The sequence below is a fragment of the Ruegeria sp. BE3 genome (assembly GCF_056538865.1).
On record NZ_JBQFTW010000006.1, the window covers coordinates 113,181 to 125,847 of the forward strand.

The 12,667-nt window shown below is 58.2% G+C and carries 12 protein-coding genes; 6 read left to right on the forward strand and 6 right to left on the reverse strand.

Annotated features, from left to right (window positions below):
• Positions 1–17: 17 nt before the first annotated feature.
• Positions 18–407, reverse strand: a complete 390-nt coding sequence (locus ACR0AZ_RS14790) for a hypothetical protein (RefSeq protein ID WP_480667807.1) — start codon at positions 405–407, stop codon at positions 18–20.
• 142 nt (positions 408–549) lie between these two features.
• On the opposite strand from ACR0AZ_RS14790, the gene ACR0AZ_RS14795 reads away from it, so the two are divergent.
• The 3 genes from ACR0AZ_RS14795 (at position 550) to ACR0AZ_RS14805 (ending at position 3,162) form a co-directional block, all read left to right on the forward strand.
• The gene (locus ACR0AZ_RS14795) at positions 550–1,200 is read left to right on the forward strand and encodes a carbonic anhydrase (protein WP_480471398.1); all 651 of its coding nucleotides are present in this window, start codon (positions 550–552) and stop codon (positions 1,198–1,200) included.
• Positions 1,201–1,293: 93 nt separating this feature from the next.
• Complete coding sequence (locus ACR0AZ_RS14800) at positions 1,294–1,830, forward strand: SRPBCC family protein (protein WP_480471399.1); 537 nt, start codon at positions 1,294–1,296, stop codon at positions 1,828–1,830.
• Between the two features lie 213 nt (positions 1,831–2,043).
• Positions 2,044–3,162 carry a DUF1996 domain-containing protein gene (locus ACR0AZ_RS14805; RefSeq protein WP_480667751.1) on the forward strand — a complete coding sequence of 373 codons (1,119 nt, stop codon included), beginning with the start codon at positions 2,044–2,046 and terminating at the stop codon, positions 3,160–3,162.
• 62 nt (positions 3,163–3,224) lie between these two features.
• Here the strand turns inward: ACR0AZ_RS14805 and ACR0AZ_RS14810 are convergent, their stop codons facing one another.
• The 4 genes from ACR0AZ_RS14810 to ACR0AZ_RS14825 all read right to left on the reverse strand — a co-directional run bounded on the left by ACR0AZ_RS14810 (position 3,225) and on the right by ACR0AZ_RS14825 (position 8,344).
• Positions 3,225–4,853, reverse strand: coding sequence for a DUF4139 domain-containing protein (locus ACR0AZ_RS14810; protein ID WP_480667752.1), 1,629 nt, complete (start codon positions 4,851–4,853; stop codon positions 3,225–3,227).
• Positions 4,854–4,985: 132 nt separating this feature from the next.
• Positions 4,986–6,008, reverse strand: a complete 1,023-nt coding sequence (locus ACR0AZ_RS14815; RefSeq protein ID WP_480667753.1) for an aspartate-semialdehyde dehydrogenase — start codon at positions 6,006–6,008, stop codon at positions 4,986–4,988.
• A gap of 113 nt (positions 6,009–6,121) precedes the next feature.
• Positions 6,122–7,156, reverse strand: a complete 1,035-nt coding sequence (locus ACR0AZ_RS14820) for a glycosyltransferase family 4 protein (protein WP_480471403.1) — start codon at positions 7,154–7,156, stop codon at positions 6,122–6,124.
• 15 nt (positions 7,157–7,171) lie between these two features.
• Positions 7,172–8,344, reverse strand: a complete 1,173-nt coding sequence (locus ACR0AZ_RS14825; protein WP_480667808.1) for an MFS transporter — start codon at positions 8,342–8,344, stop codon at positions 7,172–7,174.
• A gap of 145 nt (positions 8,345–8,489) precedes the next feature.
• On the opposite strand from ACR0AZ_RS14825, the gene ACR0AZ_RS14830 reads away from it, so the two are divergent.
• Positions 8,490–9,632, forward strand: coding sequence for a DUF3095 domain-containing protein (locus ACR0AZ_RS14830; RefSeq protein ID WP_480660182.1), 1,143 nt, complete (start codon positions 8,490–8,492; stop codon positions 9,630–9,632).
• Here ACR0AZ_RS14830 and ACR0AZ_RS14835 read toward each other — a convergent pair.
• On the reverse strand, positions 9,629–11,038 hold the full coding sequence (locus ACR0AZ_RS14835; protein WP_480667754.1) for a pyridoxal phosphate-dependent decarboxylase family protein: 1,410 nt from the start codon (positions 11,036–11,038) through the stop codon (positions 9,629–9,631). The genes ACR0AZ_RS14830 and ACR0AZ_RS14835 overlap by 4 nt on opposite strands.
• A gap of 136 nt (positions 11,039–11,174) precedes the next feature.
• Here ACR0AZ_RS14835 and hpaR point away from each other — a divergent pair, with 136 nt between their 5' ends.
• Together hpaR and ACR0AZ_RS14845 are read left to right on the forward strand one after the other, a co-directional pair.
• Positions 11,175–11,609, forward strand: coding sequence for a homoprotocatechuate degradation operon regulator HpaR (gene hpaR / locus ACR0AZ_RS14840; protein ID WP_480471407.1), 435 nt, complete (start codon positions 11,175–11,177; stop codon positions 11,607–11,609).
• A gap of 163 nt (positions 11,610–11,772) precedes the next feature.
• The gene (locus tag ACR0AZ_RS14845; RefSeq protein ID WP_480471408.1) at positions 11,773–12,663 is read left to right on the forward strand and encodes a helix-turn-helix transcriptional regulator; all 891 of its coding nucleotides are present in this window, start codon (positions 11,773–11,775) and stop codon (positions 12,661–12,663) included.
• The last annotated feature ends 4 nt before the right edge of the window (positions 12,664–12,667 follow it).

Genomic DNA, 12,667 nt, shown 5'->3' on the forward strand with positions numbered 1-12,667 from the left:
TCCGCCCGCAACCCCCCTCAGACGGAAAGGTCCTGCTGATCCCAGACCGCAGTCAGCGAGCGTTCGCCGACTCGGATCAGACGTCCCAGCGTCGCCCCTGTGGCCACCACATCGCCGGTATCGACCGCATGCGCAACATCGCCCGCGACGCGGGCCAGCGCCGTCATCCCGATCTGACCCGCGATTGCCACCAGTGACCTTGCGCATTTGCGCAATGCCGCCCAGTCCCGCTGCCGCCAGAAGCGTTGGCAATTCGACAGACGCACCGCCAGTTCCTCGACTGTGCGGCACAGCACGTCCAGCGCGTTGGCGTCGCCCAACTGATGATACAGGCTGCTCAGCCGGTCCGGGTCCAGACGCACGGATTCCTTCTGTTCAAGCGTGATTATCTTTTCCACCACATTCACCCCTAATTTCATGCCCCCACGGCATAGGGTCACCCTGTCATCACATACCTTTGCAAATCGTTGCGCTGTATCGGGATAATGTCTCGAATTTTGTGCGAATTTGGGTTAGAGAGCAGAACAGTCAGACCACAGGAATATCAGAATGAAACTTGCCAAACCTTTGCCGAGCTATCTGGTCAAACGGTATCATGGTTGGAAAGCGACAACCTACTCGGAAAATCAGGTTTGGTACCGACGGCTCGCGACCGAAGGTCAGCGTCCACGGGCGATGGTGATTTCATGTTGTGACAGCCGGGTGCATGTCACTTCGATGTTCGGGGCGGATCAGGGCGATTTCTTCATCCACCGCAATATCGCAAACCTTGTGCCGCCCTACCTGCCGGATGGCGATCACCACGGCACCAGCGCGGCCATCGAATATGCGGTCACCGCGTTGAAAGTGGCGCATCTCATTGTGCTGGGGCATTCGCAGTGCGGTGGGGTGCAGGGCTGCATCGACATGTGCAAGGGGCAGGCACCACAACTGGAAGCCAAGGAAAGCTTTGTGGGGCGTTGGATGGAAATCCTGAAGCCGAAATTCGATCTGGTTGCCGATATCGAAGACAGCGCCGATCAGGCACGTCAGTTTGAACGCTATGCGGTAGTGGCCTCGCTCGAGAACCTGATGACCTTCCCTTTCGTGTCCTCGGCCGTTGAAGAAGGCGCGCTCAGCTTACATGGGTTGTGGACCGATATCGGTGAAGGTGGGCTGGAATGTTACGATCCGCATGAGAAGCAGTTCGTTACCGTTTGACCGGGCAAAACGCAGGGCAGCGTAGATCAGCCTCTGATCTACCGCCATTTTTTGATATGATCCTAACGTAGCTTTACGAATTGGATCATTCTCATGCGATTGCTGAAACGTATTATCGTCACTCTGATCGTGATTGTTGTGGCCCTCGCCGGGGTATCTTATCTGTTGCCCGGCAAGGCCGAAGTGTCGCGCAGCATCACGATAGATGCCCCACCCGAAGCGATCTTTCCTTATGTGAATTCGATGCAGGAGACCGAGAAATGGTCTCCGTGGCTGTCACGCGACCCTGAAACAAAGCTGACCTACAGCGGGCCCGAAACCGGGGTTGGTAACACCCTGAACTGGAGCTCGGAGCATCCGCAGGTTGGCTCCGGGTCGCAGGAAATCGTCGAAAGTGTCGAAAACCAGAAGGTCAGAACTTCGCTCGATTTCGGGCCGATGGGCACGGCCTCGGCGTCATTTGTGCTGCAGCCCGAAGGGGCGGGAACCGAGGTTACCTGGGGGTTCACCTCCGATTTGGGTATGAACCCGATGACTCGCTGGATGGGGTTGATGATGGATCACTGGGTCGGTAGCGACTATGAGCGCGGCTTGGATAACCTGAAGGCGCTGGTCGAAGGGCAGAGCTGATTGATTGAGGATAACGCGCCCACTACGTAAGACGAAGGTATGAACCTGTCGCATCCGGTCTTCGGACCGCTTGCCAAGTATCCGACGGTTGGAAGCATCTGCTTGATCACATCTGCGCTCAGGCTTTTGACAGCTGGATCAGGTGTTGGTTAAATCAATTCGACGCCGCACCACTTCGACCTAGCACTCGGATAGGTGAAAGAAGAAGCGCAGATGACACAACGGATTTCTCAGACGGCTTGCTTCCGGTACCCGGGCACCCCGGCTCAATCGCGCGGAGGGCGATCGGTGCTGACGTGGTGTCTGGTCTCGACATTCGGTGTTGTAATTGATGGCACAGCACAATCGGCGCACGCACAGCACGTCGCGCCAGAATTCAACTATGTGGTGACGCGCGGAACCGAGAAAAGCTCTATGCCGGCACCGCAAGGTGGCAATGATGTTCTGGACCACCACGGTTTTCGCTTCTTCTGCGTCCCGTCGCATTATTCCTATCACGATCCGGTTGTCTTTCCGGGTCAGGAAGGGGCAGCGCATCTGCATATGTTCTTTGGAAACACAGAGGTCGACGCTCATTCGACCGGTGATCAAATCGCCAATTCAGGGCGAACGACCTGCGACGGGGGGATCACCAACCGATCGGCCTATTGGATACCGGCGCTCTATAACGAAGACGGAGAAGTTGTGCTGCCGACCCTGATCAACAACTACTATAAAAGCTGGGTGAATGATCGGAGTAAAATCAAACCAATTCCGGCGGGCCTTGAGATTTTGACCAATGCAGACGTAGAGGGCTCGGGCGGGATCGCTATCAGCAAGATTGACGAGGAACGATGGACAGCATCCATCCGAATTTCCCCGACTGATGGGCTCACGCTCGAGGTGATCTTCCCCGACTGTATCGCCGTTGATGAAAATGGGGACCCGGTTCTGTCCAGTCCGGGCGGAACTGACCACATGGCCTATTCACACGGCGATTGCCCGCTCTCGCATCCTTATACGATCCCGCAGCTGACTCAGAATGTGAACTGGGCTGGCGTGCCATTCGACTCGGGCTGGTCTTTCTCATCTGACCAAATGCACAATGTGCCCAAGGGCATGTCCGCGCATGCTGATTATGTTGCCGGATGGACAGAAGAATCCGCGCAGATCATGGCGGATTGTGTCCGCGATGGATTCAGGGAATGTGGCCCTGGACTGCAGGCGCAATGGCAAGATCAGTTCTTCGCCCCGGACGGCAGCCGGGTCTATGATTTTTTCAAGGTTGCAGACGGGGTCTCTGCGACACCTGTGGCACTTGGGGAATTGCCTCCGATGCTAATGCAGCACTAGATCAATCATCATTATAGTCGGTTCCAATGCCGCAGCAGCCCGGTCTGACGGGGCAGGGATAATCAGTCCAGCACCATCCCTTCAGGCCAGTTGATTTCCTGATCCAGCAGAATGATTTCGGGCTGACCCGGCGCCAGATCCATATCCCACGCAAGAATACCGCGCTTGTCGTCGACGTTTTCTTCGGTCGGTCGGGGATTTGCGGTCCAGCTGATCTCAAGATCTTCCTGTTCGGAATAAGGCACGCGATCAACAAGCCGCAAAGGCCAGGCGCGATCTGTCAGGTTTTCCACAGTGATCTGTGCCCGTTCCACACGCTGGTTCGAGCGGGAAATCAGGCCGGTGTCACCGCTGCTGCGATCCAGAATTCGGCGGTCAACGGTCACGCCATAGAGCGGGCCAAAACCCATCTCCACTTGCTCGGATGGCCCAATTTCAGGAGAATATTCAGTGGCCACCAATACGCCATTCACACGCCACCGCGCCAAGGGTGCCGTCAGCAGGTTCTGCTTGTAAGGGTTGGTGAAGCGGGCCGTACGAAAGGCTGTTTTATCCCGCAACGGTATCGCGAGGGCATAGACCTCGGCGGATTGCGTCATGCTGTCCAGTTCGAATTCGGCCAGTTCATGATCACTGGCGATCGAGACCGGTTGCGGCAGCGTATAGGTAATCCCGGTGCCCTGCACCGACGCAGCGCTGGGGGCCCATTGAGAGGTCTCTTCGACGACCACGGGCGCTTCAACCACGCCTTCTGCCAGGCTCGCAAATCTGTCCTGGGCCTTTGGTTCTTCCCGGATCGATCTGCGCTGCGGATAAAGCGGTGAGGCGCTGTTTTGGCCCACCGGCTGCAGCGTCGAGACATGCAAGGTGATGTCCTTCCAGTTCTCTCCGGTGCTCTGATTGACCCGAATCTGCCGGCTGATTGTGACTTCGGGCGCGTCGCCGGTGGTCAGGTCGAACTCATAACCCGGTACCCAGTTGGCCGAATAAAAGTCCAGATAAGACACCGATACGGTGCTGTTGATGGCGCTGTCTGCGACCACATCGACGGCCAGAAACAGACGCTCCTCGGTTTCGGGAACCAAAGCGGCCAGATCATCTTGGGCGGCTTCAAGTTCGAGCTTCAGATCACCCAGCTCTTTGCGGATTGTCCGTGCTTCGATTTCGGCGGACTGAACGGTTTCTTCAGCAGACAGTCCTTCGTCACCGACCATGCGGGCGATCTCGCGCAGGCTGTTGGCATCTGATCCGGCCAACCCTTCGTTGCTGCCCAGATTGGCCAGGAACGCAATTTTGTGCCGCGCGGCATCAGCCTTTAGCAACGCCGCATCAGCACGATCCTGCACTTCAATAATCTTGTCTTTGATATCCTCGATGCGCTGCTCGGCCTGTTTGATATCGTCGCTTGCGTAATCGTGCCACGGTACATCATCTCCGCGCACCACCAGCGCGGTCTGTGTCAGACCCTCAGCATGGACCTGCATCGTCGCAAGCTGAGTGTCGGTATCGTTGGCCGGGACCCCCAACAAGACCAATCGGTGACGCCCGGCCGGAATATCCAGCAACCCGGTTCGGATCACCTCGGCCCCTTCAGGGTAAACAGTGACCTCACTGACCTTGGTGTCGATTGCAAAGGTGTCGGCCTGAGCAAGAGTTGGGGCGAGGGCCAGAAGATATAGAAGCTGTCGCATGAAATCTCGCAAAAGAAACGGTGTCATCTTCCCGCAAGGGTTGCAGGCAATTCAGCCTCTGACAAGCCTCAATAAAGAAAAGAGGCCGCATCTTTCGATACGACCTCTTCGCATTCAAGTTGTTGAAACGGCTCAGCCCTTTTTCAGAACCTCACGGCCCAGCAGTTCGGCGATCTGTACCGCATTCAAAGCCGCACCTTTGCGCAGGTTGTCGGATACACACCACAGGTTCAGGCCGTTCTCGATGGTCGAATCCTGACGGATGCGGCTGATGAAGGTGGCGAAATCGCCCGCGCATTCGATGGGCGAGACGTAGCCACCGGCTTCGCGCTTGTCGATGACCATGATGCCCGGTGCTTCACGCAGGATGTCGCGGGCTTCGTCTTCGTCCAGGAATTCCTCGAACTCGATATTCACGGCCTCGGAATGGCCGACAAACACGGGAACGCGCACGCAGGTCGCGGTGACCTTGATCGACGGATCGACGATCTTTTTGGTCTCGACAACCATCTTCCACTCTTCCTTGGTTGAGCCGTCTTCCATGAAGACGTCGATCTGCGGAATGACGTTGAAGGCAATCTGCTTCTGGAATTTCTTCGGCTCAACCTCAGTGGTCGGGTTGTAGATGGCCTTGGTCTGATCCCAAAGCTCATCCATGCCTTCCTTACCGGCACCGGAAACCGACTGATAAGTCGACACCACAACGCGCTTGATCTTCGCACGGTCATGCAGCGGCTTCAGCGCGACAACCATCTGCGCGGTCGAGCAGTTGGGGTTGGCGATGATATTCTTGTTCTTGTAGTCGTGGATCGCCTCGGGGTTACATTCCGGCACGATCAGCGGAATCTCCGGGTCATAGCGATACAGCGACGAGTTATCGATCACCACGCAGCCAGCTGCCGCCGCCTTAGGGGCGTAGACCTTGGTAGCCTCGGAACCCACAGCAAACAGCGCCATGTCCCAGCCAGTGAAATCGAATGTGTCCAGATCTTTGGTAGTGAGCGTCTTGTCGCCAAAAGTCACCTCAGTGCCCAGCGAACGACGGCTTGCCAGGGCGGCAAGTTCATCGACGGGGAACTGGCGTTCCGCCAGGATGTTCAGCATTTCGCGGCCCACGTTGCCCGTGGCGCCGACGACTACGACGCGATAGCCCATTTCATGTCTCCAAAGTTAAGGACGCGCGTTCATAGCCGCGTTGCGGCAAAGAAAAAAGAGGGGTTTCGGCTTATTTCACTCTGCCACAGCGATTTGACGCAGTTCAGAGCGATTCAGTCCTGTTTCAGCAACGTTCGGTAAACCTCGACGATGGCCTGAGCCTCGCCTTCGATTCGAAAATTCTGTTCGACATGGGTTCGCGCGGCCTTCCCTGCAGCAGCGAGCGCAGTGCGATCCTGCAGCATATCCTCCAGCGCCTCAGCCAGCGCTCGGGCATTGTCCTTTTCGACCAGCCGTCCGGTCTCACCATCCTTGATCTGCGCGCTGAACGCGCCAACCCCATGGCAGGCAACGGCAGGAACACCCGAGGCCATCGCCTCCAGCGGCGTAAGGCCGAAACCTTCGTGTCGCGCAGGGGCGACGAACAGGTCGAGCGCACGGTAGGTCTCGACAATCTCATCCCAGGGGCGTTCACCCAGAAAATGCACGCGGTCGCCAAGCCCGGCATCCTGCAGCTTTTGTTCCTGTTCAGCCTGAAACGCTTCGAATTCCTTGGTGGCGCGCCCGGTGAAGATCACATGGGCGTCCGCGTGATTGGGCAGGACCTGCAGGGCGGCCTCAACCAGCAGATCGACCCCTTTCTGAGGGCGAATACGGCCAAAGCAGCCGATCAACAGCCCGTCTGGCAGGCCAAGCTTCTGACGCAGGGCGTGCTTATCCTCGGCGGGATGGAACAGTTCGGTATTCACACCATGCATGATGACGGTTGCGGGATGTTCCAGAAACGAGGCCGCCTGAGGGGTCGTCGCAATCAGCGCATCCATCTTCGAGATCAGCCGCTTGGTGAACCCGGAATGATCCCGTTGCGCGGCCGATGTGAACAGCAGCTTGTAATTGCGCCGAAGCACAGTGCGCAGGGCCAGACCCATCAGCATCTCGGTGTTGCGGCGCGCATGCCAGACCCGTTTGCGATTACGCAGAAACAGCAGTTTCCAGAGTCTGATATGGGGCAAATCATCAGGCAGGCCGGGCCCGGTGGCGCGGATGCTGATCATCTTCTGCTGGATTGGCAGCAGCCGGATCACCGTGGTTGTCACGCCCGACAGGGAATGCTTCAGATTGGGCGCAATCACCTCAATGTCCTGCACGGGCGGTCTCCGGTTTCAGTCCACGCTGTCCCGACTGAATAGATAGATCATGCAGCCAATGGCAAGGGCGGCGGCGAAAAAGCCGAAGATCGCGGTATAGGGCGCGGCTGGGCTGATCCCGGCGCTGGCCGCATGGATGCGTCCGGTGGCAAACTGCGCCAGCCCAACGCCGCCGACGCCAAAGAGGTTCAGCAGCGTGACGCCCCGCCCGACCAGATGCGGGGGTACAAAAGCCCGGCCATGGGCCATGATCACCGGAAAGCTGGCGCCCATGAAGCCGATCACGGCGAGCAACAGAACTGAGGTCCATACGCCGCGGTCGATCCACAGGCACAGCAGACCCAGCGCCGTGGCTCCCATCAGGTTTCCGCCCAGGATCACCCATTTCCGGGTGCCCAGGATACGGTCCAGCGGCCCATAGGCGAAAGTGCCCGCAATCATCGCGGCCCCCATGATCAGGGTTGCCGTCCCGATCTGAGAAGTACTCAGCCCGAACACGTCATTCAGATACGGACCGGCCCAGAGCCCTCGGGTCGCCCCCGAGGGCGCATAGGCCACAAGCATGAGCGGCAGAATGGCCCACAGCGCAGGTTCTTTCAGCAGGTCCAGAACCGATCCTTTTTGCTCGGTTTCGACCTTTTTGGGATCATGCACCGTCAGCCAGATCCCCGCGGCCACCACACCTGAGATGATCGCGAGCCCTGCCAGCGTGGCGCGCCAGCCCATCAGCTCGACCGCCAATGCGGTCGGGTAAGAGGCCACAAGATTGCCGACAGACCCCACCCCCAGCATCACTGCGGCAAGCGTGGCGAATTTGGCGGGCGGAAACTCTCGGGCGAAGATGTAGTAGGACGCCATCAGGACAGGCGAACATCCAACCCCGATCAGCGCCATGGCAAGTGCCACGTGGAACGGGGTGGTCGCAACCGCGAACAAGCCAGCCCCGCCTGCGCCGCCGATCAGCAGCAACGCCGCGGAACTGCGCCTTGGGCCGACACGATCCAGCGCCCAGCCGACGGGTATCTGCATCGCGGCGAAAATCAGAAACCAAAGGCCTGAGGCAAAGGCGAGGTCCTCGGGCGTGGCCCCGATATCATGGCCCAGATCGGTGGTCAGGACGGCGAGGAATGCGCGAAAAAACTGGCTCAGGACATAAGCCAGACACAAAACGATCAATCCTGCCTGCATCTGCTGCCCCTTCGCCTGAATGCTTTGCAGCGATGCTTGGCACGTCATGCTGGCCTGCACAAGCACGCGCGACGTCCCATCAGGGGCGGACATTCTTCACTTTTGGGCTATGTTCAGATCAGCTTTAAGATTTTCAGAGAGCGCCATGGCCCCCTCAGACCCTGTATTTTATGATTCAGTTCCCATTTCAGAAAGTTTCCTGAGCCTCAGCGATCCCGCGCGGTTCACACCGGTGCCCGACACCTGGTTTCTGGGCGTTGCCGACATCGTGGATTCGACCGGCGAGATCGCGCGGGGCCGGTACAAGACCGTCAACATGGTTGGGGCCGCGGTGATTTCAGGCATGATCAATGCACTGGACGGTCGTGTCTTTCCATACGTCTTCGGGGGCGATGGGGCCGGGTTTGCCGTGCCGGGCGAGGATGCCGAAACTGCGCGGGAAACACTGGCAGCATTGCAAAGCTGGGCTGAGGCTGAATTCGCCATCACACTGCGTACGGCGCTGGTCGCTGTTGCCGATCTTCGCACCGCTGGGCGCGATCTGCGCGTGGCCCGCTATGCACCCTCGACCGGTGTCGATTATGCGATGTTCTCGGGCGGTGGTCTGGCCTGGGCCGAGGCACAGATGAAATCCGGGCACTTCGCCATTCAACCAGCGGGGCCAGATGCCTCGCCTGACCTGACCGGCCTGTCCTGCCGATGGTCCAATAGCCCGGCGCGGCATGGGCAGATCGTTTCAGTCGTTATTCAACCCACATTAGAGTCTAATGAGGCAGATTTCGCCGCCCTCACCCAATCCGTTTTATCCCTCGCCGAAGGGTTGGAGCGCGCCGGACACCCGGTTCCCCCCAAGGGACCACCAATGAGTTTCCCTCCGCCCGGTGTCGATATCGATGCCCATGTCTCACGCGCCGGGCGCAATTTGTTGTTGCAGAAGATACGGCTGACGATTGGGAATATGATGATCGGGCTGCTGTTCAAAACTGGCATGCGATTGGGGCAGTTCGAACCCAACCACTACAAAGAGATGGTGAGCCGCAACGCCGATTTCCGCAAGTTCGATGACGGGCTGAAGATGACGCTGGATTGTGACCCGGCCACGTTGGAGCAGATCACCCGGATGCTGGAAGACGCGCAAGCGCAGGGCAAAATCCGATACGGTCTGCATGCCCAGCAAGAGGCGATGATGACCTGCTTTGTGCCCTCGGCCATGCGCGACGATCATGTTCATTTCGTTGACGGAGCCTCGGGCGGCTATGCCCAGGCCGCAGCCGACATGCGGGCTTAAAGCCCGCGCGCGACCTCGGTGATGACGTCATAGGCCATCATCACGTCCTGCTCGGTGGTTTCGAACTGGCCGGCCTGAAAGCGGATGACCAGATCGCCGTCCACACGGGTCTGGGTCAGGTAGATCCGCCCGTCATCATTGATTGCATTCACCAGTCGCAGGTTCAGATCGTCCAGATCGGTTGCCCCTTGTGGTGCATATTGGAAGGTCCACAGTGACCACATCGGCGGCGTCACGATCCGAAAATCCGGTTCTGCTGCCAGCCGGTCATGCAGCGCCACAGACCAGTTGACGTGATTGCGCAGCCGTGCGCGCAGCCCTTCCAGCCCATAGGTTCGGATGACGAACCACAGCTTCAGCGCCCGAAACCGTCGGCCCAGTGGCACGGACCATTCCGAATAGTTGATGATCCCGTCCTTGCCATGTGTCTTCAGGTATTCCGGGCTGATCGCCAACGTGCGCACCAGATCATCAGGGTTTTTGAGGAAATGCGCGCAGCAATCAAACTGGACGCCCAACCACTTGTGTGGATTGAACACGATGCTGTCGGCCTGATCGATCCCGGGCCAGTAATGACGATATTCCGGACAGATCATGGCTGACCCGGCCCAAGCAGCATCCACATGGGTGTAGAGGTCATAATTCCGTGCAACCTCAAGGCAACGATCCACCGGGTCAGTTGCGCCTGTTCCGGTTCCGCCGACACACAGGATCACGCCTGTTGGCTGAAAACCAGAGTCTAAATCGGACTGAATTGCCGCCTCCAGCGCCACAGGATCCATCCCGCGCCAGTCGCCCTGAACCGGGATGCGCACCAGATTATCCTGTCCGATCCCGGCAACCCAGATGGCGCGGTCGATTGAGGTATGGACCTCGGACGAACAATAAATGCGCAGTGGTTTTTGACTAAACAGACCCTGGCTGTTGCCCTGCCAATTCATCGCCTTCTCGCGCATGGTCAGCACAGCGGCCAGCGTCGCGGATGATGCCGAATCCTGAATGACCCCAGCAAACCCTTCCGGCAGGTCCAGCGCCTCGCGCAGCCACTCCATCATCCGCGTTTCCATCTCGGTCGCGGCGGGCGAGGTCTGCCACAGCATGCATTGCGGCGCGATGGCGCTGGCCAAGAACTCGGCCAGAACTGACGGGGCCGAGGCGTTCGAGTTGAAGTAGGCGAAGAACCGGGGATGTTGCCAATGGGTGATGCCGGGCATCACGATATCTTCGAAATCGCGAAAGATACCCTCGACCGGCTCACCGTTCTCGGGCGGATGAGCAGGCAGAGCGTTCAGGATATCGCCGGGCTCGGTCCGGGCACGCACGGGCTTGTCTCCGACCGTCAGGTGATAATCCTGTGTCCATTCAGCGACCTTCTTGCCCCAGTCGGAGAATTCATTCCACTTCATCATGATCCCCTTCAGATGTTCTTCTGTCAGCGTTTCAAGGCCCATATATTAAACAAGTTAAGTAAAGTCTAGACCACATGATCGGCCATAGTCGGCGATCTCTTGCGAAATATCTGAAATTGCGCCAAAATTCCCTATGGCTGACGACTTACCCCTGACTTCCCGTTCTTTGCCGATTGCGCTGCTTCGTGCGCGGGAAAAGGTGATGGGGCCCATACGTGGCGTTCTGGCCCATGCAGGCGTGACGGAACAGCAATGGCGCGTGCTGCGCGTCTTGCAGGAAGAAGGCCCGCAAGAGCCTACTCTGATCGCGGAGCGGGCTTGTCTGTTGTTGCCCAGCCTGACCCGGATTCTGAAGAAGCTGGAAGATAAGAAGCTGATCGTCAGGCGCCAGGATCTTAAGGATCGCCGCCGCCAGATTGTTGAAATCAGCGATGAAGGGCTGGCGATTATCCAGGCCAATCTGACCGCAATCCTCGAACAGGCGGCACATATGCGCAAGCTTTTGGGTGAAGACCGGCACGAGATGCTGCTGGACCTGCTGGGCGAGTTGTATGATCTGGACCCGTAGCCAAGGCATGTAAATAGGCTCTATTCAAGGGTTTTCGGAATAAACCTCGGATACAGTTCTCTGATAAAATTTGCTCAAGGGCCGGTGAATTTACCAAAATCGTTGCCCGTTTGGATATCGCGTCGTAGCCTGTGCATTATATTACACAAACGGTTTGACCGGAATGGATGCCTCCACGCCGCCAAATGCGGAAAATGAGACCGACCCCCAGGATCTGAGCGCCCGCGTCGGCGCTCGTGTCAGGCGCGCGCGGCAGATGCGTGGCATTCCGCGCCGGGTTCTGTCCGAAAGCTCCGAAGTTTCGCCCCGCTATCTTGCGCAGCTTGAAGCGGGCGAGGGCAATATCTCAATCGGATTGTTGCAGCGCGTTGCCAAGGCCCTGGACTACAAGGTCGAATGGCTGGTCGGAGAGGATGATCCTTGGGATTCGGACGCGTTGCAGATGACCGAGCTGTATCGCGAAGCCAGCGACGACGTCAAAGAAGTCGTAATGAAGGCCTTGCGCCCGCAACCAGACTGGAACGCACAGGCGCAACGGATCTGCCTGATCGGGTTGCGAGGGGCTGGAAAGTCGACTTTGGGTGCGTTGTTGGGGGCTGAACTCGACCTGCCCTTTGTCGAGTTGACGACCAGGATCGAAGAGATGGCAGGCATGCCTTTGCCCGAGGTCATGGCCTTTTTCGGTCAGGATGGGTATCGCAACCTCGAAGCGCAGGCGCTGGACAGGGTGATCAACTCATATGACAGGCTGGTTCTGGCAGTGGCCGGAGGGATCGTGTCCGAACCCGCGACCTATACGAACCTGCTCAATCGGTTTCATACGGTCTGGCTGCGCACCTCACCGTCCGAGCATATGGATCGGGTACGTGCGCAGGGCGATGAACGCCCCATGGCAGGAAACCCGGAAGCGATGGAACAGTTGAAGTGTATCCTGGCCAGCCGTGAGGCGCTTTATGGTCGTGCGGATGCTCAGATGGATACCTCGGGCCGATCGGTTGAGGTTTCGCTGTCGGAACTTCAACAATTGATCAAGCAGCAGGGTTTTCTGGACTAAATAG